The following is a 23722-nucleotide window of genomic DNA, read 5'->3' on the forward strand; positions in this document are numbered from 1 at the left end:
AGATCTGAAACTTTCCTACCGGAGTCGAGGTGCGCCACGGAAGCGTCCGGTCCCGCAAAGAATCTGACGATGCATCAGAAAACCTCTTCCCTCCGACGCGCCGCTGCGGCATCCTGCCGCCCATGAAGACGGAGCTGAGTCGCACCCTGGGGATCGAGCACGCCATCTTCGGCTTCACGCCCTTCCCCGCGGTGGCCGCCGCACTGACCAGAGCAGGCGGGTTCGGCGTCCTCGGCGCGGTCCGCTACACCGCCCCCGACGACCTCGCCCGCGACCTCGACTGGATGCAGGAACACACCGACGGCCTGCCCTACGGTCTCGACGTCGTGATGCCGGCCAAGAAGGTCGAAGGGGTCAGTGAGGCCGAGGTCGAGGCCATGATCCCGGAGGAGCACCGGGCGTTCGTCCGCGCCACGCTCGCCAAGCACGGAGTGCCCGAACTCGCCGAGGGCGAGGCCTCCGGCTGGCGCATCACCGGCTGGATGGAGCAGGTCGCCCGCAACCAGCTCGACGTGGCCTTCGACTACCCGATCAAACTCCTCGCCAACGCCCTCGGCTCCCCGCCCCCCGACGTCGTCGCCCGCGCCCACGACCACGGCGTCCTCGTCGCCGCCCTCGCCGGAAGCGCCCGGCACGCCCGGCACCACGCCGACGCCGGGATCGACGTCGTCGTCGCCCAGGGCTACGAGGCCGGAGGCCACACCGGAGAGATCGCCTCCATGGTGCTCACCCCCGAGGTCGTCGACGCCGTGTCCCCGCTGCCCGTGCTCGCCGCCGGCGGTATCGGCAGCGGCGAGCAGATCGCCGCCGGACTCGCCCTCGGCGCCCAGGGCGTCTGGCTCGGCTCGATCTGGCTCACCACCACCGAGGCCGAACTGCACTCCCGCGCCCTCACCGCCAAACTCCTCGCCGCCGGTTCCGGCGACACCGTCCGCTCCCGCGCCCTGACCGGCAAACCCGCCCGTCAGCTCCGCACCGAGTGGACCGACGCCTGGGACGACCCGGCGGGACCCGGCCCGCTCCCCATGCCGCTCCAGGGGCTCCTTGTCGCCGAGGCCGTCTCCCGTATCCAGCGGTACGAGGTCGAACCGCTCCTCGGCACCCCCGTCGGGCAGATCGTCGGCCGGATGAACGCGGAGCGCAGCGTCCAGCAGGTCGTGGACGAGCTCACCCGCGGCTTCGAGAAGGCCGTCGACCGCATCAGCCGCATCGCCGGACGGAGCGAGGCATGAGCCGGTCAGCCACAGCCACCGGATTCTGGGCACAGGCCACCGCCGACCCCGGCCGTACGGTCCTGATCGCACCCGACGGCGAGGAGTGGACCGCCGGACGGCTGCACGCGGAGGCGAACCGCCTCGTCCACGGCCTGCGCGCCGCCGGCCTCGAACGCGGTGACGCCTTCGCCGTCGTCCTCCCCAACGGCCCCGAGTTCTTCACGGCCCATCTGGCCGCCTCCCAGGCCGGGTTCTATCTCGTCCCGGTCAACCACCACTTCGTCGGCCCCGAGATCGCCTGGATCGTCGCCGACTCCGGCGCCAAGGTCCTCGTCGCCCACGAGCGGTTCGCCGAGGCCGTGACCCTCGCCGCCGACGAGGCCGGGCTCCCCGCCACCCACCGGTACGCCGTCGGTACGATCCCCGGCTTCCGCCCGTACGGCGAACTCCTCGAAGGGCACGACGCGAGCCCGCCCGCCGACCGCACCCTCGGCTGGGTCATGAACTACACCTCCGGCACCACCGGACGGCCCCGGGGCATCCGCCGTCCGCTCCCCGGAAAGCTCCCCGAGGAGACCCATCTCGGCGGCTTCCTCGGCATCTTCGGCATCCGGCCGGCCGACGGGAACGTCCACCTCGTCTGCTCGCCGCTGTACCACACGGCCGTGCTCCAGTTCGCCGCCGCGGCCCTGCACATCGGGCATCCACTGGTCCTGATGGACCGATGGACGCCGGAGGAGATGCTCCGCCTGATCGACCGGTACGACTGCACCCACACCCACATGGTCCCCACCCAGTTCCACCGCCTGCTCTCCCTGCCCGAGGAGGTACGGAACCGGTACGACGTCTCCTCGATGCGCCACGCCATCCACGGCGCCGCGCCGTGCCCCGAGCACGTCAAGCGGGCGATGATCGACTGGTGGGGCCGGTGCGTCGAGGAGTACTACGCCGCGAGCGAGGGCGGCGGCGCGTTCGCGACCGCCGAGGAGTGGCTGAAGAAGCCCGGGACGGTCGGCCGGGCCTGGCCGATCAGCGAACTCGCCGTCTTCGACGACGACGGGGTCCGGCTGCCGCCGGGTGAACTCGGCACCGTCTACCTGAAGATGAACACCGGCGGATTCCAGTACCACAAGGACGAGGCGAAGACCGCGAAGAACCGCATCGGTGACTTCTTCACCGTCGGGGACCTCGGCGTCCTCGACGAGGACGGCTATCTCTTCCTGCGCGACCGCAAGATCGACATGATCATCTCCGGCGGGGTCAACATCTACCCGGCCGAGATCGAGGCCTCCCTCCTCGCCCATCCCGCCGTCGCCGACGCCGCCGCCTTCGGCATCCCGCACGCCGACTGGGGCGAGGAGGTCAAGGCAGTTGTCGAGGCGGCCGCGGGGTACGAGCCCGGGGCGGCCCTCGCCGAGGAGATCCTGGCCCACTGTGCCGAACACCTCGCCGGCTTCAAGCGCCCGAAGTCGGTCGACTTCGTCCCGGCCATGCCCCGGGACCCCAACGGAAAGCTGTACAAGCGCCGCCTGCGCGACCCGTACTGGGAGGGCCACGACCGCCCGCTCTAGGGGCGCCCGCCCCTCGGGTCGGTGTGCCGTCCCCCGTAGACTCCGTCCGCGAGGAGGTCGCCCACGGCGACCGCCTTCCCCGTTCGGCACGGAGCTTGAGAGGGACAACACGATGGCGGGCCGCGATCCCTTCGTACTGGACGACCCCGTGGGTGAGTCCCTCCGGGGCAGCCATGCCCACCTCGCCCGCCGCGTGGGCCGGGCCGCCACCTATCTGCCGGACGTCTCGACCTTCGCCGCCGTGTCCACCGACCCGGACCCGGCGAGGTGGGCCGACCTCACCGAACTCCTCGGCCGGGGCGAGTTCGCCGACATGTTCAGCTGCCCGGTTCTCCCGCCGTCGGACTGGGAGCCCGTCTTCGTCCTGGAGGGCCGTCAGATGATCCGGCCCGGCGACGGCGCCGCCGGGGCTCAGGGAGACGACGCGGACGACCGCGTGGTCGAACTGGGTGCGGACAGCGTGCCCGAGATGCTGGACCTCGTCGAACGCACCCGGCCCGGTCCGTTCTGGTCCCGCACCCCCGAACTCGGCACCTACCTCGGTGTCCGCGAGAAGGGCACGCTGGTAGCCATGGCCGGCGAGCGGCTCCGGCCTCCTGGCTGGACCGAGATCAGCGCGGTCTGCACCGCGCCCGAGGCCCGCGGGCAGGGCCACGCCGCCCGCCTGGTCGGCGCGCTCGCGGCCCGTATCGAGGCGCGGGGCGAAGGAGCCTTCCTCCACGTGGCCGAAACGAACACCGGCGCGATCGCCCTCTACGAGAAGCTCGGCTTCGTGACGCGCAAGCACGTGACCTTCCGCGGTTTCCGCACCCCGTAGGCCCCGCGGCCGGTCTCAGGGCCGGACTGCCGGCAATTCGTCGGGTTCGGCCGCGAAGAGCAGGGCCGGGTCGAAGTCCATGCCGGTGAAGTGGCCGGCGAGTTCCAGCGACAGAGAACGCCGTGCATCCGGATCCAGAAGGTCAGGAACCGGCGGAGGGTCACGGACGGGGCGGGATGACCCGCGGCCCAGTCCCGGTGGTCCTCCAGGCGGCCGTCGAACGAGGTCGCGGCGCCCTCTCGGGGGAGCGCCGCGCACGCGTCGAGCGGCGTCGTCATGATTCCCGCGTCCGCCACCGGGCCGAGATCGTGATCGACGCCCCGCTGAGCACCATCTGGAAGCTCCAGACCGACGTGGAGCGCCGGCCGTCCTGGCATGCCCCCGTCGAGTCCGTGGAGCGTCTCGGCCACGGCCCCCTCCGCAGGGGTGCGGCCTTCCGGTGGACGCTGCCGATCCCGCCCCATCCCTCGACTCCCGCCACCAGCCTGGAGATCACCTCGACCGTCCGGCAGATCAAGCACCACGCGTGCATCCGCTGGACCGGCCCGGCGATCGGCGAAGGGCTGCGCATCGACGGCGTCCACGTGTGGAACTTCACCGAGCTCAAGGGCGGCGGCGTGCGGGTCGGTACCGAGGAGACCGACACGGGCCCTCAGGTCGAAGCGGACGTTCCGACCGCGAACTCGCTCCTCCGTGAGGGCCTCGAAGCGTGGCTGCGGGGACCTGAGGTCCGCCGCCGAAGCTCCTACGAAACTCCGGGCACGGCCCGGGAGCGAGTGAGCGCCGGGACCAACTGCGCCTCCTCGTACGTGAAGTGCTCCTCCAGTCGGGTCGCCAGCCGGTCCACCTCGGTGCGGAGGGTCGCCGGTGCCGCTCCCGAGGCGAGGAGCGCCTCCAGCTCCTCCACCGTACGCGCGACCACCTTGTGCTCCTCGCGCATCCGGTCCAGCGAGTCGGACAGCTCCGGGAACTCGCGCTCCAGGAGGTCGAAGGCGCTGTCCTCGTTGTGGTGATGGGCGTGCAGCGCCCCGCAGAAGGTCAGGCAGTGGCGGGCGAGCCGGCGGCCGAGGGTCGGGGTGTCCCGTACCACTGCACCTGTCGCGTCCGTCGAGCCCGCCGGGTCCGAGGCGTCCTCCGCCGCGTCCGTCGAGCCCGCCGGGCCCGAGGCGTCCTCCGCCGAGCCCGCCGCATCCGTCGCCTCCTCCGCCGCGGACCCCAGTCCCTCGCGTAACGCCGCCAGTTCGGCGCGCAGTTCGGCGTGGACCTTGATCAGGTGGTCGGCGATCGCCCGGTGTCGCGCCGGGTCCCCGAGGTCGACGCGGTGCAGGGCGACGACCGGGATGGTCCTGTCCGTGGCTGCCTGGTAGGCGGCGAACCCCGGGTCGCGGTCCGCCTGTTCCGCGTACAACCGGTCCCGCTCCTCGCCCTCCGTCACCACCGCCGTCGCCCCGAAGCGCTCGACGGTCCCCTCCGGGGTGCCCAGCTCGACGGTCACGTACGGGTCGGCGCTGAGGTTGTGGAACCAGGCCGGGTGCTTCGGGCCGCCGGCGTTCGACGCGAAGACGAGAAGCCGTGCCCCGTCGCGCATGTAGACGGCGGGGTTGGTGTGTGCCTGCCCGCTGCGGGCGCCCGTCGTGGTGAGCAGGAGCAGGGCCGCGCCCTCGAACATCCCGCCCACCCGGCCGCCGTTGGCCCGGAACTCCTCGATGACCTGCTGGTTGAAATCGGGCATGGCTGTGCCTTCCGGTAGCATCGACCCCGACGGATCTATTTGCTTTGAAAGCAAAGCTAAGAAGGAGGGTGTGAGGTGTCAACCGCACACGAGGGGGACGAGGCCGCCGACGGGCCGGAACTCGACGAGGCCGTGCGCACATTGCTGCTGCTCATGCCGCGGATGGTCTCGCGGGCGAAGCGCATCAGGATTCCCGACGAGCTGCAGACGCTCACGCTCGCGCCCCGCCATCTCTCCCTGCTCGCCTATCTCCTGTTCGACGGGTCTCTGAGCGTCAACGAGCTCGCCGCCCGCCTGGAGGTCGCCCCGACGACCGTGAGTCTCATGGTGGGGGACCTGGCGAAGAAGGGCGTACTGGAACGGGCCGAGGACCCCGCCGACCGCAGGCGGAAGATCGTCTCCATCGCGCCGGCGCACGCCGCCGCCATCGACGGCTGGCTCGGTCGCAGCGCCGATGCCTGGCGCTCCGCCCTCGCCCCGCTCGACGCGGCGCAGCGGCGGATGTTCCTCGAGACCCTCACCGCGTACGAGCGCGGCCTCAGTGACCCCTTGGAATGACCGAACCGGGCGAAAGCCCCCTTTGTGGCAGGATGCGGATCATGAGTTCGAGCACGGCGTCATTGACACGGCAGTGGACAACCTGGGGGCCGGTGGTGGCGGCGCTTGTGCTTGTCGCGGCCTGGGGGCGTGACCTGCCGGGCTTCGCCGTCGGGGTCATCGCGCTCTGCCTGCTCGCCGCCGTCCTCGCCGCGGTCCACCACGCCGAGGTCATCGCCCACCGGGTGGGCGAACCCTATGGCTCGCTCGTCCTCGCCGTGGCCGTCACCGTCATCGAGGTCGGACTCATCGTCACACTGATGGTGGGAGGCGGCGAGAAGACCTCGACCTACGCGCGTGACACCGTCTTCGCCGCCGTCATGATCACCTGTAACGGCATCGTCGGCCTCTCCCTCCTCGTCGCCGCGCTCCGCAACCGGGTCGCGGTCTTCAACGCCGAGGGCTCCGGTGGTGCGCTCGCCACGGTCTGCACCCTGGCCACGATGACGCTGGTCCTGCCGACCTTCACCACCAGCCACCCGGGCCCCGAGTTCTCCTCCGCCCAGCTCGGCTTCGCGGCCGTCGCCTCCCTCTGTCTGTACGCGGTGTTCGTCGGCGTCCAGACCGTACGGCACCGGGACTACTTCCTCCCCGTGCCGCGTCCCGGCCAGGACTCGGCGGACGAACACGCGGACCCGCCCACCCGGCGCGACGCCTGGACCAGCCTCGGCCTCCTCGTCGTCGCGCTCGTCGCCGTCGTCGGCAACGCCAAGCTGATCTCACCGACCATCGAGGACGGAGTCCAGTCGGCGGGCCTCCCCAAGGCGGTCGTCGGTGTCGTCATCGCCCTGATGGTGCTGCTGCCCGAGACCCTCGCCGCCGTCCGCGCGGCCCGCAGGGACCGCGTCCAGACCAGCCTCAACCTCGCGTACGGCTCCGCCATCGCCAGCATCGGCCTGACGATCCCGGCGATCGCGCTCGCCTCGATCTGGCTGTCCGGGCCCCTGGTGCTCGGCCTGGGCCCGCTCCACATGGTCCTGCTCGTCCTCACCGGGGTGGTGAGCGCCCTGACCGTGGTGCCCGGACGGGCCACGCTCCTCCAGGGCGGCGTCCATCTCGCGATCTTCGCCGCCTTCGTCTTCCTGTCGTTCAGCCCCTGACATCCCGTTCGGTATCCGAGGTACGGGCCCGTTGGGCGCTCCCGCACGGTACTTGACCTCCCGTCCGGTGGGCGCGGAGGATCACGGCATGGATCGACTCCTCAGCCGCGCCGTCGACGGTGTCCTGCGCATGAGCGCCCAGCGCGTCCCCGACCGGATCGCCCTCCGCTACGCCGACCGGACCTGGACGTACGCCGAGCTGGACGCGGCCGTCTCCACCGCCGCGGCCGTCCTGCGGGAGCCGCACCACGGCCTCGGCCTGCCCGAGACCGCCCGGGTCGCGACCTACGGCCACAACTCGGACGCCTACCTCATCGCGTTCCTCGCCTGCTCCCGGGCGGGCCTGATCCATGTGCCGGTCAACCACCACCTGACCGGCGAGGACCTCACGTACCTCCTCGAACAGTCCGAGACCTCCCTGGTGCTCGCCGACCCCGCCCTCGCGGAGCGCGTACCGGACGGATTCCCGGTCAAGGCGCTGCGGGACGCGCCCGGTTCACTCCTCGACGCGCTCGCGGAGCCGGAGGCGTACGACACCGACCGTGACGCCCGGGAGTTCGTCCAGCTGCTCTACACCTCGGGGACCACCGCGCTGCCCAAGGGCGCGACGATGACCCACCGGGCCCTCGTCCACGAGTACGCGAGCGCGATCGAGGCGCTCGACCTCCACGAGGACGACCGGCCGGTGCACGCGCTGCCGCTCTACCACTCGGCCCAGATGCATGTCTTCCTGCTGCCCTATCTCGCCGTCGGCGCCGAGAACACGATCGTCGACGGACCCGACCCGGCCGTCCTCTTCGATCTGATCGAGGCGGGCCGCGCCGACAGCCTCTTCGCCCCGCCGACGGTGTGGATCGGCCTCGCCAACCACCCCGACTTCGCGAGCCGCGACCTGTCGGCCCTGCGCAAGGCCTACTACGGGGCCTCGATCATGCCCGTACCGGTCCTCGAAGGGCTGCGCGCACGGCTGCCCGGACTGCGCTTCTACAACTGCTTCGGCCAGTCCGAGATCGGCCCGCTCGCCACCGTCCTCGGCCCCGACGAGCACGAGGGCCGGATGGACTCCTGCGGCCGGCCCGTCCGCCACGTCGAGGCGCGGGTCGTCGACGAGGACGGCAAGGAGGTGCCCGACGGCACCCCCGGCGAGATCGTCTACCGCTCGCCGCAGCTGTGCGACGGGTACTGGCGCAAGCCCGAGGAGACCGAGGCGGCCTTCCGCGGCGGCTGGTTCCGCTCGGGAGACCTCGCCGTCCGCGACGCCGAGGGCTATCTCACCATCGTCGACCGGGTGAAGGACGTCATCAACTCCGGGGGCGTGCTGGTCGCTTCGCGCCAGGTGGAGGACGCGCTCTACACCCACCCCGGCGTCGCCGAGGTGGCCGTGATCGGCCTCCCCGACGACCGCTGGATCGAGGCGGTCACGGCGGTGGTCGTCCCCCGAGGCGAGGTCACCGAGAGCGAACTCCTCACCCACGCCCGGGAGCACCTCGCCCCCTTCAAGGCCCCGAAGCGCATCCACTTCCTCCCGGAACTGCCCCGCAACGCCAGCGGGAAGATCCTGAAGCGCGATCTCCGGGACCGGTACGCGGACGGTCAGGCGGGCTTGAGGCAGTAGTCCCGCTGGACCGTCTCGGTGTACGGGAGGCTGTCGGTCCGCGCGCTCCACTCGATGCCGCAGTCGGTGAACGCGTCCCGGGGGGACTCGACGACCTCGACGACCTTCAGCTGTGTCCCGTCGCCGCACGCCCGCTCCGTCCAGAGCACGCCGGTGGCGACGAAACCCGCGTCACCCTGTTCGGCGCCGAGACAGTCCCCGGCCTCGACATGCGGGGACACGCACAGCTTCTGCGCCGCCCAGCGCTCGACCACCGACGTGCCGACGGCGCAGGCGCGTTCCACCCCTGCCGCCAGGACGACGACCCGGGCGTCGCGCCCCGCGCAGTCGACCTTGCGCGGCTCGCTGGGGCTGAACGTCTCGGTGCCGGTACGGACGTTCGCGAGGCAGTTCCCGGCGACAGGGACCCCCTGACCGCCACCACCGTCGAACTGAGCCTGGCGATAGACCATGTAGCCACCCGTGGCCAGGAGCAGGGCGACAGCAGCCGCGACCGCTCCCCGGACCCACCGCCGCCGACCGGCCGGGACGCCCGCCCGCGCAGGCTCCGGCGTCGACCCACCACCCGACGGGGGAGTGGGGGTGGAAGCGGGCGTCGGCGGGGGAGCGGGGCCTCGGGGTGGTGCCGTGCGGGTGGGCGCCTCATGGGGCGAGTCGGGCACATCCGGCGCATCGGGTGCGTGAGGTGCTGCCGGTTCCCCCGGGGAGTCGACATCCGGCGCTGCGTCGTCCGGCCGCGGCGCCACGAAGTCCTGGTGGGCCCGGATCGCGTCCGTCCACGACGTGGGGAGCAGCTCCCTCCCACCGGTCGGGTCCTTCGCGAAGCCGGCGAGCAGGCCCGCCGGCGTCGGTCGGTCCGCCGGGGACAGGGCGAGAAGAGGGAGGACCAGGTCCCGCAGCTCCGCCGGCAGGTGGAGATCGTCGACCTCGGCGCGCTGGACGCGGGCCAGCAGCCGGAACGCGTCGTTCACCGGCCCGTACGGGGACCGGGACGTCGCCAGATGGAGCAGTGTCGCCCCCATGGAGTACATGTCGGACGCCACCGTCGACGCCTCGCCACGCGCCTGCTCCGGCGAGGTGAAGGCCATCGTGCCCAGGGTCAGCGTGGTGCGGGTCAGGTCGAGGGCGTGGGAGATGCCGAAGTCGATGAGGCGGGGGCCGGACAGCGGCAGCAGTACGTTGCCGGGTTTCACGTCGCGGTGGACGACGCCCGCGCGATGGAGGTCCGCGAGGGCCTCGGCCATGCCGACGGCGATCCAGCGCACGGCTGGTGCGGGGAGCGGGCCCGCCTCCCGGACGAGCTCGCCGAGCGAGGGTGCGGGGATGTACTCGGTGGCCATCCACGGCCTGGGGGCCTGCGCGTCCGCGTCCATCACGGAGACCGTGAACGCGCCCGTGACGCGGCGGGCCAGGGCGACCTCACGGGCGAAGCGCCGACGGTCGGACTCCTCGGGCACGCCGTCGGCGAGCAGCGTCTTCACCGCGACCAGCCGACCGCTGACGGTGCGACCGAGATAGACCCGCCCCATGCCGCCGGAACCGATCCGGCCGATCAGCCGGTACGCGCCCAGCCGACGCGGGTCGTCCCCCTGTAACGGCTCCAGTCGTGGCCCGCCCATGCCGAGTCCCCCGCTCCCGGTGACGCCTGGGACCGGAGTGGTCCCGCCCCTGCCGCTGACCGTACGCGATCAGGCGTCTCCGCAGGAGCCGTTCGCGCCCGACCGGCCAGGTCCGCCACGGTGAGGTGTGGTCGGCCAGGGCCGCCGACCAGGGCCGGCGACCAGGGCCGCCGGCCGGCGGCTGCCGGTCCTGGGGATCAGGGTCGGGCAGGGCCCTTCAGGACGTCTTCCGCAGGTCCACGATCCGCTTGATCTTGCCCACCGAGCGCTCCAGGGTCTCCGGGTCGACCACCTCGACCGCGACCGAGACCCCGATCCCGTCCTTGACCGCCGCCGCGATCGTCCGAGCCGCCTCCGCGCGCTGCTCGCCCGTCGCGCCCGCGCGGGCCTCGGCCCGTACGGTCAGTGCGTCGAGCCGGCCCTCCCGGGTCAGCCGGAGCTGGGAATGCGGGGCCACGGCCGGGGTGCGGAGCACGATCTCCTCGATCTGGGTGGGGAAGAGGTTCACCCCACGCAGGATGATCATGTCGTCGCTGCGCCCCGTGACCTTCTCCATCCGCCGGAACACCCGCGCGGTCCCCGGCAGCAGACGGGTCAGATCGCGCGTCCGGTAGCGGACGATCGGCATGGCCTCCTTGGTGAGCGAGGTGAAGACGAGCTCCCCCTCCTCCCCGTCCGGCAGCACCTCGCCCGTGAACGGGTCCACGATCTCCGGGTAGAAGTGGTCCTCCCAGATGTGCAGGCCGTCCTTGGTCTCCACGCACTCCTGCGCCACACCGGGGCCGATCACCTCCGACAGGCCGTATATGTCGACCGCGTCGATCGCGAAGGCCTCCTCGATCTCCTTCCGCATCGCCTCCGTCCACGGCTCGGCGCCGAAGACGCCCACCTTCAGGGAGGTCGACCGCGGGTCCACGCCCTGCCGCTCGAACTCGTCGAGCAGCGTCAGCATGTACGAGGGGGTCACCAGGATGATCTCGGGGCGGAAGTCCTGGATGAGCTGCACCTGCCGGGCCGTCATGCCCCCCGACGCGGGGATCACGGTGCACCCGAGCCGCTCCGCGCCGTAGTGCGCGCCGAGTCCGCCCGTGAACAGGCCGTATCCGTACGCCACATGCACCTTGTGCCCGGGGCGCGCCCCGGCGGCGCGCAACGAGCGGGCGACCACGTCCGCCCACATGTCGAGGTCGCCGTCGGTGTAGCCGACGACGGTCGGCCGGCCCGTGGTGCCGCTGGAGGCGTGGATGCGCCGGATCCGGGACTGGTCGACGGCGAACATGCCGAAGGGGTAGTGGTCGCGCAGGTCCGTCTTGGCGGTGAAGGGGAAGCGGGCCAGGTCCGCGAGCGTACGGCAGTCGTCCGGGGTCACCCCGGCCGCGTCGAAGGAGCGCCGGTAGAAGTCCACGTTCTCGTACGCGTGGCGCAGGCTCGCCCGCAGCCGCTCCAGCTGGAGGGCCGCCAGCTCCTCGCGTCCGAGCCGTTCGCCGCTGTCCAGCAGTTCCGTCATCGCGCCACTCCTCCACGGTCGTAAAACGGACGACCGATCATTCGGTCGATCCGTTCCCGGTCAGTAAATCCGGAGGTACCGGGGGTTTGGCAAGAGGTCGGGGCAAGGTTCCCGGCTTTATGCCTCCATCACACCTTGGGGTGTTTTGGGTGAGTTCGGGCAGGGTGTGCGGTCCCGGCGGGGAAGGGTGGCCCCGTGACCACCACCACGACCAACGACGCCGACACTCCCCAGATCCACTTCTGGGCCGTCCCCGACCTCACCGGCCTCGACTTCGACCCGCTGCTCGCGAAACTGCTGCACGAGGACCCCGTCACCCGGGTCCGGCTGCCCCACGGCGAAGGCCACGCCTGGCTCGTCACCCGGTACGAGGACGTCAAGTTCGTCTCCGTCGACCCCCGCTTCAGCCGCCAGGCCGTCTGGGGCCGATCCATCACCCGGGTCGCCCCCCACTTCATCCCGATGGAGGGCGCCGTCGGCTTCGCCGACCCGCCGGACCACACCCGGATGCGCCGGGTCGTCGCCCGCGCCTTCAGCGCCCGCGCCCTGCGCACCCTGCGCGACCACGCCCAGGACGTCATGGACCGGCTCCTCGACCGGGTCGAGGAGCACGGCGCCCCCGCGGACCTGATGGAACTCGTCAACCGGCCCTTCCCGCTCGCCATGGTCAGCGAACTCATGGGCGTACCCGAGGGCGACCAGCCGCTGATGGCCCGCTGGTCCGACACCATCATCTCCGCCGCCGCCGGCCGGGAGGCCAGCGAGCAGGCCAAGGCCGACATGGGCCGCTACTTCACCGAACTCATCGGCCGCAACCACGGCACCGGCAAGGAGACCCTCGCCGCCGTCCTCGCCGACGCCGTCGACGACGACACCCTCACCGAGCACGAGGCCGTCGGACTCGCCGTCCTCATCCAGATCGGCGGCGCCCACGCCGTCCGCAACAACAGCGCCAACATGGTGTACGCGCTGCTCACCCACCCCGAGCACCTCGCCCGGCTGCGCGCGGAGCCCGAGCTCGTCCCGCAGGCCGTCGACGAGCTCCTCCGCTACATCCCGCACCGCAACGCCGTCGGCCTCTCCCGGATCGCCCTGGAGGACGTCGAGGTCGGCGGGGTCACCATCCCGTCCGGCGACCCGGTCTACGTCTCCTACCTGACGGCCAACCGCGACCCCGCCGTCTTCCCCGACCCCGAACGCCTCGACTTCGACCGCGGCTACAACCCGCACGTGGCCTTCGGACACGGCCCCCACTACTGCCCCGGCTCCGCGCTGGCCCGCATCGAGTCCGAGATCCTCGTCGACTCCCTGTGGACCCGCTTCCCGGACCTGCGGCTCGCCGTCCCCGAGGACCAGCTCCGCTGGCAGCGCGGAGCCCTCATCCGCGGCCCCGAGACCCTCCCGGTCACCTGGTGACCGGGCATCCGCCGAGAGGAGCCGGCGCCCCGTGACAGCCACCGCGATCGGACCGGGCGGCGGCCTCATCGTGCCGCCCGGCCACGGAAAGACCCTGACCACCGCCGCCCAGCACGTCACCTTCAAGGTCACCGGCGAGCACACCCGTACCGCTTCCACGTTCGAGGTCGTCGTCCCGCCCGGCTTCGACGTCGGCGCCCACGCCCACGGGCACAGCGAGGAACTCTTCTACGTCCTGGAGGGCGAACTCGACGTCCTCGCCTTCGAACCGCTCGTCCGCACCAAGGACAGCTGGCGGGAATGGGAGTCCGCCTCGGGACAGCGGGCCGTGCGCGCGACCGCCGGCACCCTCATCCTGGTGCCGCCGGGCTGCCCGCACGCCTTCGCCAACCCCACCGGCGACCCCGTCCGCATGCTCTTCCAAGCCTCGCCCCCGCCCGACCACGAGCGGTACTTCGAGGAACTCATGGACATCCTCGGCTCGGGCGGCGAGGTCGACCACGGGGCCATCGAAGCGCTCCGCATCCGCTACGACATCGACCAGATCACCCCGCTCCGGCACGACGCCGACCGGATCCGGGGAGCCGAGGCCCCGGCCGGTAATCCTGTTGCCCGGCCCTGACCAGGGGTGTTGGAGTGGCCGGCATGGAACCCCAGCACCTCCGTGACCTGTACGACCGTCAGCTCCGCCGCGACGCCCGCCCCGACGGGCCCGGTTGCCGCATCGAGCGCGTCGGCGACGTCGTCCGCCAGACCGGACCCGCGCACGCCTGGAACGGCGTCCTCTGGTCCGGTCTCGACGCCGCGGCCGCCGACCGCGCCATCGCCGGGCAGATCGACCACTACCGCGCCGAAGGCCTGTCCTTCGAGTGGAAGCTGTACGCCCACGACACCCCCGCCGACCTCGGCGACCGGCTGATCGCCGCGGGCTTCACCGCCGAGGACCCCGAGACCCTGATGGCCGCCGAGGCCGCCGCGCTGCCCCACGACGTACCGCTGCCCGCGGGCGTCGAACTCCGCGCCGTCACCGACGAGTCGGGGGTGCGCCAGGTGGCCGAGGTCCACGAACGCGCCTTCGGCACCGACAGCACCCACCTCGAACGCCAGCTCCTGGACCGGCTCGCAGCCGACCCCGACACCGTCACCGCCGTCGTCGCCCTCGCCGACGGCGAACCCGTCAGCGCCGCCCGCCTCGAACTCTGCCCCGGAACCGACTTCGCGGGCCTCTGGGGCGGCGGCACCGTCGAGGCCTGGCGAGGCCGCGGCCTCTACCGCGCACTCGTCGCCCACCGCGCGCGCATCGCGGCCGAACACGGCCACCGCTACGTCCAGGTCGACGCGGCCGACACGAGCCGCCCCATCCTCCAACGCCTCGGATTCCGCACGCTTTCCACCACGACCCCCCACACATACGGCGGGTAGAACGACCCCCTCCCCCCGGCGCCCCCGGGGACCGGGACGACCGCGTGTCCGGAAACGATAGGGTGCCGTCCGGCAAGTGAGGTCTGCGTGGGGAGACACGAGTTCATGAGTGGTCAGCAGTCGGGACGAGCGGGCGGCGCGGGCGAGGTCTTCCAGCCGCTCGCGGCGGACGATCCCACCACGGTCGCGGGATACCGGCTCGCCGCACGGCTGGGAGCGGGCGGCATGGGCAAGGTGTACCTGTCGTACACCCCCGGGGGCCGGCCCGTCGCCATCAAGCTGATCCGCCCCGAGTTCGGCGAGGACGCGGAGTTCCGCCGCCGCTTCGCGCAGGAGGTGCGCTCCGCGCAGCGCGTCCAGGGGCTCTTCACCGCGCCCGTGATCGACGCCGACCCCGAGGGGGCGCAGCCCTGGCTGGCGACCGCCTACGTCCCCGGCCCCTCGCTCGCCGACGCGGTCGTCTCCCACGGCGCACTGCCCGTGGAGACGGTGCTGCTGCTCGTCGCGGGCATGGCCGAGGCCCTGCACGTCATCCACGGCGCCGGGATCGTGCACCGCGACCTCAAGCCGTCCAACGTGCTGCTCGCCGCCGACGGGCCCCGCGTCATCGACTTCGGCATCGCCCACGCGGCCGACGCGACCTCGCTCACCGGCAGCGGGGTCACCATCGGCACCCCGTCGTTCATGGCGCCCGAGCAGGCCGCGGGACGCAAGGTGACCGCGGCCACCGACGTCTTCGCGCTCGGACAGGTCGCGGCGTACGCGTCGACGGGGGTCCCGGCGTTCGGCGAGGGGACCTCGCACGGCGTCCTCTACCGGATCGTGCACGAGGAGCCCGACCTCAGCGCGGTGCCGGAGCGCCTGAGCGAGCTGGTCACCCGGTGCCTCGCGAAGGACCCCGAGGCACGGCCGTCGCTCGCCGAGATCATCCAGCTCTGCCAGGCGGCGAACGCGGCGACGGTGCTCCGCAGGCCCGAGGACTGGCTGCCCGGGGCGGTCTCCGCCGACATCACGGCCCGCGCGGCTGCTCCGGCGCCCGTCCAGACGCCGCCGCCCCCGACGACCGCGCCCACGACCGCGCCCACGGGCGGCTACACGCCCACCGCTCCGGCCGGACCGTCCGCGCCCGCCGCTGCCTACTCGCCGACCGCCCCGTCGACGCCGGCCCCGTCGACCTCGGCTCCGCCGGCCGCCCCGCCGGGCGCGTATGGGCCGTCCGCCGGACACCGGGCGACGCCGCCGCCCGGGCCGTACAGCACGCCCCCGCCGCACGCGGCGCCGACCCACGCGGGACCGGCGCACACCGCACCGACCCATGCGGCACCCGGCCACGTCTACCCGCCGACGCCGACGCCGGGGCCGTACCCGCCGTCCTCGTACCCGCACCCCGGAGCCCCGGGCGGGCCGATGTCCACGCCGCCCGGCGCGCGGCGCGGCTCGGCCAAGAAGGGGCTGCTCGTCGCCGTGGCCGCCGTGGTCGCCTTCGGGGCCGTGGGCGGTGTCACCGCCTACACGCTCCTGAAGGACAAGGAGCAGACGAAGGCGTCGGACAACGACAAGCCGAGCGGTACGGGAGGCCCGACGGCTTCGGGAACCACCGGAACCACCGGAACCCCGGAAACCACCGGCACCGGTGGAACCAGCGGCACGCCGAGCGCGAAGCCCCCCACGGCGTCCGCCGCGGCGCCCGCCGACTTCAAGAACATCAACCTCACCGCCGGCTACCACCTGACCCTCGGGGACGAGGTCGTAAGGCCCCAGGACGGCGAGGACGGCGGGTACGAACTCTCCTACGACACCGGCGGTTACCTCGACTCCGAGAGCAGCGGCGGAACCATGGTGCTCCTCGACCCGGGGCAGGTGGGTTCGCTCGACGTGTGCCGCGCGGAAACCCGGTTCACCCAGGACGTCTACGTGAACAAGCTGTCCCAGGGCCGCCAGCTCTGCGTCACGACAGGGACCGGCCACATCGGCCTCGTCACCGTGAAGGGCATCTCACCGGAGGACTCGCCCAGCACCTACATGACGCTCGACGTGACGGTCTGGCGCAACGCGGCCTCCACGTCGTAGTTCAGGACGCCCAGTGCGCGGGGCGCTCGAAACCCTCCGGAAGGCGGGTCGCGGCGTTCCCGCGCGCCGCGTTCAGCTGGGGCTGCGTCAGGAAGAGGGCGCCGGTCAGGTCCGCACCCGACAGATCGGCGTCCCGCAGGTCCGCGCCGATCAGATCCGTCAGCGACAGATCGGCACCCGTCAGATCGGCGGCGATCAGGAGCGCCCCGCGCAGGTCCGTGCCGCGCAGCTTCGCCCCGCGCAGCCTCTTGCCGATCAGGTCCGCCCCGCGCCGGCTCTTCGGCTTCCCGCCGGCCGTGGCGCGGACGAGCTCGCTCGTCCGCAGGAGCAGCTGGTTCACCTCGGCGCGCACGTCCGGCACCCTCAGCTTCTCCAGGTCGTCCGCCGAGCCCCCGGTGAGCGCCTCGACCCGGGCGAGCGCCGTCCGCAGCTCGGCGTGGACGGGACGGGCCGCCGGGCGGGCCAGCGCCTCCGTGAGGTAGCGCAGCAGCTCGTGGAGCTGGCGCATCACGTAGAACACGTCGTACATCCGGCTCGCGGTCTCCGGCGCCTCGCGCCAGGACACACCGCCGAAGGTCACCTGGGAGACCTGCTGGCCGGCGCCGAAGCAGTCGTACACCGTGCAGCCCTGGAAGCCGCTCGTCCGCAGCCGGGTGTGGATGCCGCAGCGGAAGTCCTCCTGGAGGTTCCGGCAGGGCTCGCCCGGCGCCTTGTTCACGGCGAAGTCGGCCGACTTCGCGAAGGGCAGCGCCACGCAGCACAGGCCGAAGCAGTTGGCACAGTCGCCGCGCAGGGCGGATTCCCGGGTCTCGGGCACGGTGGAACGGTTCCTTCGCTGGTCGGGGACGGTCCACTCACCGTATCGCGCTCCCCTCCAAACCCGTTGCAGAGATCGTTCGTGGCCCGCGAGGATCGGCGCCATGCCGACATTCACCTCGTACGACGGAACCGAACTCGCCTACCGGATCGAAGGGGAGGGCGAACCCCTGGTGTGCCTCGCGGGCGGGCCGCTGCGTGACGCCGCCTACCTCGGTGACCTGGGCGGACTCACCGCGCACCGGACCCTGGTCCTGCTGGACGCACGGGGGACCGGGGCGAGCGCCGAGCCCGCCGACCCCGGCACGTACCGCTGCGACCGGCAGCTCGGCGACGTCGAGGCGCTCCGCGTCCACCTCGGCCTGGAGCGGATCGACCTGCTCGGCCACTCGGCGGCCGGCAACCTGGCCACCCTGTACGCCGCCGCCCACCCCGAGCGGATCCGCTCCCTCGTCCTCGTCACCTCCGCGAGTCGCGCGCTCGGCGTCGGCACCACCGACGAGGAGTGGGACAAGGCGCTCGAGGTCTTCGCCGACCGGCCCTGGTACGCGCGGGCCAGGGCCGCGCTCGACTCGATCGGTCCGAACACCCCGCTGACCGGTGTCCGCGAGATCGTCGCGCCCTTCGCGTACGGCCGCTGGGACGCGGCCTCCCAGGAACACGCGGCCCGTGAGGCCGAGCAGATGAACTGGGAGGCCGCCCCCGCCTACCACGGCGAGGGCGCGTACACCCCGGAGGCGACCCGTCGCGCGATCACCGCGCTCACGGCGCCGGTCCTCGTCCTGGCGGGGGAGTACGACGCCGGCCCCACCCCGGCCAAGGCCGCCGAGGCCGCCGCCCTCTTCCCGGACGCCGAGCTGGTCGTCCTGCCGGGCGCCGGACACTTCCCGTGGGTGGACGACGCGGAGGCGTTCGTCCGCACCCTCGCCGCGTTCCTCGACCCGGAGGTCCGTACCGTCACGGTGGACGGCGTCCGCCTCGCCTACCGGGTACGGGGCTCCGAGGACGCCCCGCCCGTCGTCCTGGTCCACGGGCGGGGCGAGAACAGCACCACCTGGACGCGGATAGCGGCGGAGCTCGCCGCCGACCACCGGGTGTACGCGGTCGACCTGCGCGGCCACGGACTCAGCGACCGGCCCGGCACCTACGGCTTCGACACCTTCCGCGACGAACTCGGCGGCTTCCTCAAGGCCCTCGGCCTCGCCGGCGCCACCGTCGTCGCCCACTCGATGGGCGGCGGGGCCGCCTGTCTCCTCGCGGCCCGGGAACCGGACCTCATCGGGCGGCTCGTCCTGGAGGACGTCCCCGTGTTCTTCCCGCTCGATCCGCCGCGCCCCCCGGCCGACCGCCCCGAGGGTCCGCTCGGCTTCGACTGGGAGATCGTCCCGTCCACCAACGCCCAGCTGAACGCCCCCGACCCCGCCTGGCGCGAGGAACTCCCCGCCATCACGGCCCCGACCCTTCTCGTGGCGGGCGGCCCGACCAGCCATGTCCGCCAGGACCAGCTGGCCTGGCTGGCCGACCGCATCCCCGACGCCCGGCTCGTCACCGTCGGGGTGGGGCACCTCGTCCACACGGACGCCCCGGAGGAGTTCCTCGCCGAACTGCGGGAGTTCGGACTCTAGGGGGACTCCCGGCGGATCGGCCCCTGTCGATCGCGTCGTCGTGAGGCAGCCGAGGTCACCCGCCGTGGCGCTCCTGGGCGGCCATCACCTCGTCGCCGTGCTCGAAGGCCCACGCGCCGAAGGCGTCGATAGGACCGAGCAAGGTCCGTCCCAGGTCGGTGAGTTCATAGCTGATCCTGGCCGGCGTGCCGTCCTCGACGTGCCGCTCCACCAGGCCGTTGAACTCCAGCCGCCGCAGTGTCTCGGTGAGGACCTTGGAGCTGATGCCGCCGATGCGTTCGCGGAGTGCGCCGTGGCGGCTCGGGCCCTGCCGCAGGGACCAGAGCACCACGGCGTTCCAGGTGTTCGACAGCAGGTCGAAGGCGAGGCGGGCGCGGCAGTCGGCGAGGTAGGCGTCGTGAGTCACGTACCAGATGGTGCCCGACCGCCTTCCTAGTGTCGTTCCCGAGGCGCTGAAGGACAGCGCCGAGAGGGGATGGACGATGAGGATCGGCGTACTGGGAACGGGCAACATGGCGGACGCCCTGGCCACCCACTGGGTACGGGCGGGACACGAGGTGCTCGTCGGGGGCCGCGACGAGAACAGGGCGCGGCGTCTCGCGGGCCGCCTGGGCGGCGGAACCGGATACGGGAGCCTGCGCGCGGCGGCCGGATTCGGCGACGTGGTCCTCGCCGCGCTGCCGTACGGGGCGGGCGAGGAGGTCGTCGGCGAGCTGCGGGCACCCCTGGCCGGGAAGGTGCTGCTCGACTGCTCCAATCCCGTGGGACCCGGCTTCCGGCTCCTCACGGACGGCGGCCCCTCGGCCGCGGGGCTTCTCGCGGCCGCCGCCCCCGACGCACGGGTCGTCAAGGCCTTCAACCTCTGCCACGAGGACGTGTGGAGGATGGACCCTCCCGTCTTCGACGGGCAGCGTCTGGCCGTCCCGGTGTGCGGCGACGACGACACCGCGCTCGCGCTCGTACGGCAGTTGGTCCGGGACGCGGGCTGCGCACCGCTGACCGGGGGCGGCCTCGACAGGGCGGGGCTCCTGGAGGCGACGGCCGCGCTCTACATCGGGCTGTGGGTCGGGGAGAACGCGGACGCCCGGGCGATGGCGCCGCCCCTGGCGTTCGCGACGGGGCCGGGAGAAACGCCGTAGGGCTCCTGGATGTGTTGATCACGAGCGTGGTGCCCCGCGCCGTTCATGGGCCGATCGGCCCATGAACGGCGCGCCTCGGTCGTGGGCGCGGACGCCGGTGGAGGATCGGAGGGGCGCCGCCCTCGGACGGTGCCCGGCAGCGCAACGGCGCGATACGACAGGAGCCAGGTGTGACCACTCGTCTCAACCCCTACCTCAACTTCTCCGGCGACGCGAAGCAGGCCCTGGAGTTCTACAAGCAGGTCCTCGGGGGCACCCTCAGCCTCAACACGTACGGCGGGTTCGGCGCCGAGGCGCCGCCCGGATACGCCGAGAAGATCATGCACGGCATGCTGGAGACGCCCAGCGGCTTCACGCTGATGGGCGCCGACAACCCGCCGGGGACGGAGAAGCCGGGGAAGGGCTTCGCGGTGAGCCTGAGCGGCGACGACGCCGAGGAGCTGCGCGGCTACTGGGAGAAGCTGTCCGAGGGCAGCGCCGTCTCGGTCCCCCTGGAGAAGCAGATGTGGGGCGATGTGTTCGGCATGTGCACGGACAAGTTCGGGGTCACGTGGATGGTCAACATCACCGAGGCGGGCTGAACCGGCTCCGGTTCGCAGACGTTCCCGCGGAGAACGCGTGACGCGCCTCAGGCGCCTGACCCGCCTGCCGGGTTCGCGTCCGCCTCCACCGCCACCGTGCGGGCCCAGCGGTAGTCCGCCTTGCCGCTGGGGGAGCGCTGGATGCGGTCGGTGAGGACCAGCTGGCGCGGGACCTTGTACCCCGCCAGGCGGGGACGGCAGTGGGTCTGGAGGGTCTCCAGGTCCAGCGGCGGGGCGTCCGCGCGGAGCTGGACGACCGCGGCGACGTGGTTGCCCCAGCGGGCGTCCGGCACTCCGGCGACCAGCGCGTCGTACACGTCGGGGTGGGACTTGAGGGCCTGCTCCACCTCCTCCGGATAGACTTTCTCGCCGCCCGTGTTGATGCACTGGGAGCCGCGCCCGAGGACGGTGACCACCCCGGTCTCGTCCACGGTCGCCATGTCGCCGAGGAGCACCCACCGGACCCCGTCCCGCTCGAAGAACGTCTCGGCGGTCTTCTCCGGGTCGTTGTAGTAGCCGAGCGGCACGTGGCCGCGCTGCGCCAGCCGGCCGATCTCGCCGGTGGCGACGGGGGTACGGGTCACAGGGTCGACGACCTGGGTGCGTTCGTTGACGTGCAGCCGGAAGCCTCTGGCGGGGCCGGAGTCGTCGGTGGCGCGGCCGTTGGAACCGGACTCGGTGGAGCCGAAGTTGTTGAGGAGGAGCACGTTCGGCATCAGCTCCTGGAGCTGGGCCCGTACGGTCTCGGACATGATCGCCCCGGAGGAGGACAGACTGAACAGTGCGGAGAGGTCCGTGCCCTTCAGCGGCCCGCGCAGCGCGTCCACGAGCGGCCGCAGCATCGCGTCCCCGACCAGGGAGATGCTGGAGACCTTCTCCTTCTCCAGGGTGCGGAGGACTTCCTCCGGGACGTACTTGCGGTGCAGGACGACCCGCTGGCCGTAGTTGAAGGCGATGAACGCGGTCAGCGTGGAGGTGCCGTGCATCAGCGGCGGCGCGGGGAAGAACGTGATGCCGGCGCCGCCGGCGGCGACCCGCTCGGCCAGCTCCTCGGGGCGCTTCACCGGTTCGCCCGAGGGATCGCCGCCGAAGAGCCCCGCGAAGAAGAGGTCCTCCTGGCGCCACAGGACACCCTTCGGCATCCCGGTCGTGCCGCCGGTGTAGATGATGAAGAGGTCGTCGGCCGAGCGGGGCCCGAAACCGCGTGCGGGTGAGCCGGTGGCCTCCGCCTCGGCGTACGGGACGCAGTCGAGGTCGGCCGCTCCCTCGGGTAGGGCGCCCACCCGCACGAGGTGCCGCAGCTTCTCCGTCTGCGGCAGCGCCGCCGCGACCCGGTCGGTGAACTCGGCGTCGAAGACGAGCGCGGCGAGGTCGGCGTCCCGGTAGAGGTAGACGAGCTCCTCCTCCACGTACCGGTAGTTGACGTTGACCGGCACGATCCGTGCCTTGAGGCAGGCGAGGACGGTCTGCAGGTACTCGATGCCGTTGTAGAGGTGGAGGCCGAGGTGCTCGCCGGGCCGGATGCCCGCGTCGGTGAGGTGGTGCGCGATCCGGTTGGCGGCTTCGTCGAGCTCGGCGTAGGTGAGCCGACGCTCCTCGCCCGTCCCCGGATGATCGACGTACACCAGCGCCTCGCGGTCGGGGACCGCGTCGACCACCGATTCGAACAGGTCGGCAAGGTTGTACTCCACCGTTCCTCCTGACCCCGGTTCGCACTGACTCGGCGGTCATTAGAGCGCCGACCGGCGACAGGGGGAAGGGGGTGCGCAGAAGAATCTGACTGAGTGTCAGAAAACTATTGAACTGGACCCCGCGCTACTGCAACCTGTTCCAGAACTGGAGACGGGAGACCCCCATGGGTGGCACTGGTGGCACCGAACACCTCGGCGTACGGCGCGAAGGCGCCACGCTCGTCCTCACCTTGAACCGGCCCGAAGCCAAGAACGCCCTCTCGCTGCCGATGCTCGTCGGCCTCTACGACGGCTGGCTGGAGGCCGACGCCGACGACGGCATCCGCTCCGTCGTCCTCACCGGCGCGGGCGGCTCGTTCTGCGCCGGCATGGACCTCAAGGCCCTGGCGGGCAAGGGAATGGAGGGCGAGCAGTACCGGGACCGGCTCAAGGCCGACCCCGATCTGCACTGGAAGGCGATGCTGCGCCACCACCGCCCCCGCAAACCCGTGATCGCCGCGGTGGAGGGGTACTGCGTCGCCGGCGGCACCGAGATCCTCCAGGGCACCGACATCCGGGTCGCGGCCGCCTCGGCGACCTTCGGACTCTTCGAGGTCCGGCGCGGACTCTTCCCGATCGGCGGCTCCACGGTCCGCCTGCCCCGCCAGATCGCCCGTACTAACGCCCTCGAAATGCTCCTCACGGGCCGCCCGTACTCGGCGGACGAGGCCGCCAGGATCGGCCTCGTCGGCCGGGTCGTCCCCGACGGCACCGCGCTCGACGCGGCCCTCGACATCGCCGAACGGATCAACGCGTGCGGGCCGCTGGCGGTCGAGGCGGTGAAGGCGTCCGTGTACGAGACCGCCGAGATGACGGAGACGGAGGGGCTGGCCGCCGAGCTCAAGCGAGGGTGGCCGATCTTCGACACGGCGGACGCGAAGGAGGGGGCGAGGGCGTTCGCGGAGAAGCGGACGCCGGAGTACCGGCGGGAGTGAGTCGTTCCCCACCCCGCCCCTTCCCGAAACCGGGGGCAAGCCCCCAGACCCCGTACGGCCTGCGGCCGTGCCCTCAAACGCCGGGCGGGCTGAGTTTCCGCCGCTGGGCGGAACTTCAGCCCCGCCTGGGGGTCCCCCCACGCCCGCAAGGGCGTAGGGGGAGTTTGAGGCGCGGGGTCTGGGGCGGAGCCCCAGTTCGGGAAGGGGCGGGGTGGG

General features: G+C 72.3%; 20 protein-coding genes and 2 pseudogenes. 15 read left to right on the plus strand and 7 right to left on the minus strand.

The features are described from left to right. Positions 1-122: 122 nt before the first annotated feature. The 3 genes from N5875_RS35675 to N5875_RS35685 all read left to right on the plus strand — a co-directional run bounded on the left by N5875_RS35675 (position 123) and on the right by N5875_RS35685 (position 3602). Complete coding sequence (locus tag N5875_RS35675; RefSeq protein ID WP_338498440.1) at positions 123-1232, plus strand: nitronate monooxygenase family protein; 1110 nt, start codon at positions 123-125, stop codon at positions 1230-1232. Next, positions 1229-2785 carry an acyl-CoA synthetase gene (locus tag N5875_RS35680; protein ID WP_338498441.1) on the plus strand — a complete coding sequence of 519 codons (1557 nt, stop codon included), beginning with the start codon at positions 1229-1231 and terminating at the stop codon, positions 2783-2785. The genes N5875_RS35675 and N5875_RS35680 overlap by 4 nt, the downstream gene beginning before the upstream one ends. A 112-nt stretch (positions 2786-2897) precedes the next feature. Further along, positions 2898-3602 carry a GNAT family N-acetyltransferase gene (locus N5875_RS35685; protein WP_338498444.1) on the plus strand — a complete coding sequence of 235 codons (705 nt, stop codon included), beginning with the start codon at positions 2898-2900 and terminating at the stop codon, positions 3600-3602. Positions 3603-3617: 15 nt separating this feature from the next. Here the strand turns inward: N5875_RS35685 and N5875_RS35690 are convergent. Next, positions 3618-3889 (minus strand): annotated as a pseudogene (locus tag N5875_RS35690) (TetR-like C-terminal domain-containing protein); the annotation flags it as partial. Between N5875_RS35690 and N5875_RS35695 the strand changes: the two are divergent. Continuing rightward, positions 3884-4382 (plus strand): annotated as a pseudogene (locus N5875_RS35695) (SRPBCC family protein); the annotation flags it as partial. The pseudogenes N5875_RS35690 and N5875_RS35695 overlap by 6 nt on opposite strands. Here the strand turns inward: N5875_RS35695 and N5875_RS35700 are convergent. Next, positions 4348-5334: a nitroreductase/quinone reductase family protein gene (locus N5875_RS35700; protein WP_338498446.1), complete on the minus strand. Its 987-nt coding sequence runs from the start codon at positions 5332-5334 to the stop codon at positions 4348-4350. The pseudogene N5875_RS35695 and the gene N5875_RS35700 sit on opposite strands and share 35 nt — an antisense overlap. Positions 5335-5487: 153 nt before the next feature. Between N5875_RS35700 and N5875_RS35705 the strand changes: the two genes are divergently transcribed. From N5875_RS35705 to N5875_RS35715, 3 genes are all read left to right on the plus strand, one after another. Then, a complete protein-coding gene (locus tag N5875_RS35705) occupies positions 5488-5892 on the plus strand; it encodes a MarR family winged helix-turn-helix transcriptional regulator (RefSeq protein WP_318211654.1) in 405 nt (134 codons plus the stop codon). Between the two features lie 41 nt (positions 5893-5933). Further along, complete coding sequence (locus N5875_RS35710) at positions 5934-7031, plus strand: ionic transporter y4hA (RefSeq protein WP_338498448.1); 1098 nt, start codon at positions 5934-5936, stop codon at positions 7029-7031. An 88-nt stretch (positions 7032-7119) separates the two neighbouring features. Then, positions 7120-8646, plus strand: a complete 1527-nt coding sequence (locus N5875_RS35715) for a fatty acyl-CoA synthetase (RefSeq protein WP_318211638.1) — start codon at positions 7120-7122, stop codon at positions 8644-8646. On the opposite strand, the gene N5875_RS35720 is transcribed toward N5875_RS35715, so the two are convergent. Together N5875_RS35720 and paaK are read right to left on the minus strand one after the other, a co-directional pair. Further along, positions 8625-10265 (minus strand): serine/threonine-protein kinase, encoded by a 1641-nt coding sequence (locus N5875_RS35720; RefSeq protein ID WP_338498450.1) that lies wholly within the window; start codon positions 10263-10265, stop codon positions 8625-8627. The two genes, N5875_RS35715 and N5875_RS35720, sit on opposite strands and share 22 nt — an antisense overlap. A 217-nt stretch (positions 10266-10482) precedes the next feature. Continuing rightward, positions 10483-11772 (minus strand): phenylacetate--CoA ligase PaaK, encoded by a 1290-nt coding sequence (gene paaK / locus N5875_RS35725; RefSeq protein WP_338498451.1) that lies wholly within the window; start codon positions 11770-11772, stop codon positions 10483-10485. Between the two features lie 195 nt (positions 11773-11967). Between paaK and N5875_RS35730 the strand changes: the two genes are divergently transcribed. From N5875_RS35730 to N5875_RS35745, 4 genes are all read left to right on the plus strand, one after another. Beyond that, entirely contained in the window at positions 11968-13188 is a 1221-nt protein-coding gene (locus tag N5875_RS35730) for a cytochrome P450 (protein WP_338498452.1), read from the plus strand. 31 nt (positions 13189-13219) lie between these two features. Next, a complete protein-coding gene (locus N5875_RS35735; RefSeq protein WP_318211642.1) occupies positions 13220-13810 on the plus strand; it encodes a cupin domain-containing protein in 591 nt (196 codons plus the stop codon). Positions 13811-13833: 23 nt separating this feature from the next. Beyond that, positions 13834-14610, plus strand: a complete 777-nt coding sequence (locus tag N5875_RS35740) for a GNAT family N-acetyltransferase (RefSeq protein ID WP_318211643.1) — start codon at positions 13834-13836, stop codon at positions 14608-14610. Between the two features lie 105 nt (positions 14611-14715). Further along, positions 14716-16680, plus strand: coding sequence for a serine/threonine-protein kinase (locus N5875_RS35745; protein WP_338498454.1), 1965 nt, complete (start codon positions 14716-14718; stop codon positions 16678-16680). A gap of 1 nt (position 16681) precedes the next feature. Here the strand turns inward: N5875_RS35745 and N5875_RS35750 are convergent, their stop codons facing one another. After that, positions 16682-17497: a pentapeptide repeat-containing protein gene (locus tag N5875_RS35750; RefSeq protein ID WP_318212748.1), complete on the minus strand. Its 816-nt coding sequence runs from the start codon at positions 17495-17497 to the stop codon at positions 16682-16684. A 103-nt stretch (positions 17498-17600) separates the two neighbouring features. Between N5875_RS35750 and N5875_RS35755 the strand changes: the two genes are divergently transcribed. Beyond that, positions 17601-19121: an alpha/beta hydrolase gene (locus N5875_RS35755; protein ID WP_338498458.1), complete on the plus strand. Its 1521-nt coding sequence runs from the start codon at positions 17601-17603 to the stop codon at positions 19119-19121. Between the two features lie 55 nt (positions 19122-19176). Here N5875_RS35755 and N5875_RS35760 read toward each other — a convergent pair whose 3' ends face one another. Beyond that, positions 19177-19527, minus strand: coding sequence for a helix-turn-helix domain-containing protein (locus N5875_RS35760; RefSeq protein WP_318212750.1), 351 nt, complete (start codon positions 19525-19527; stop codon positions 19177-19179). 76 nt (positions 19528-19603) lie between these two features. Between N5875_RS35760 and N5875_RS35765 the strand changes: the two genes are divergently transcribed. Beyond that, complete coding sequence (locus tag N5875_RS35765; protein ID WP_338498460.1) at positions 19604-20260, plus strand: NAD(P)-binding domain-containing protein; 657 nt, start codon at positions 19604-19606, stop codon at positions 20258-20260. Between the two features lie 170 nt (positions 20261-20430). Beyond that, positions 20431-20841, plus strand: coding sequence for a VOC family protein (locus N5875_RS35770; protein ID WP_338498463.1), 411 nt, complete (start codon positions 20431-20433; stop codon positions 20839-20841). A gap of 47 nt (positions 20842-20888) precedes the next feature. Here the strand turns inward: N5875_RS35770 and N5875_RS35775 are convergent, their stop codons facing one another. Next, positions 20889-22532, minus strand: a complete 1644-nt coding sequence (locus N5875_RS35775) for an acyl-CoA synthetase (RefSeq protein WP_338498465.1) — start codon at positions 22530-22532, stop codon at positions 20889-20891. 164 nt (positions 22533-22696) lie between these two features. Between N5875_RS35775 and N5875_RS35780 the strand changes: the two genes are divergently transcribed. Further along, on the plus strand, positions 22697-23506 hold the full coding sequence (locus N5875_RS35780) for a crotonase/enoyl-CoA hydratase family protein (protein ID WP_338498466.1): 810 nt from the start codon (positions 22697-22699) through the stop codon (positions 23504-23506). Positions 23507-23722: the final 216 nt, after the last annotated feature.

Origin of the sequence: Streptomyces sp. SJL17-4 (assembly GCF_036826855.1) — a bacterium.
Lineage (GTDB): Bacteria > Actinomycetota > Actinomycetes > Streptomycetales > Streptomycetaceae > Streptomyces.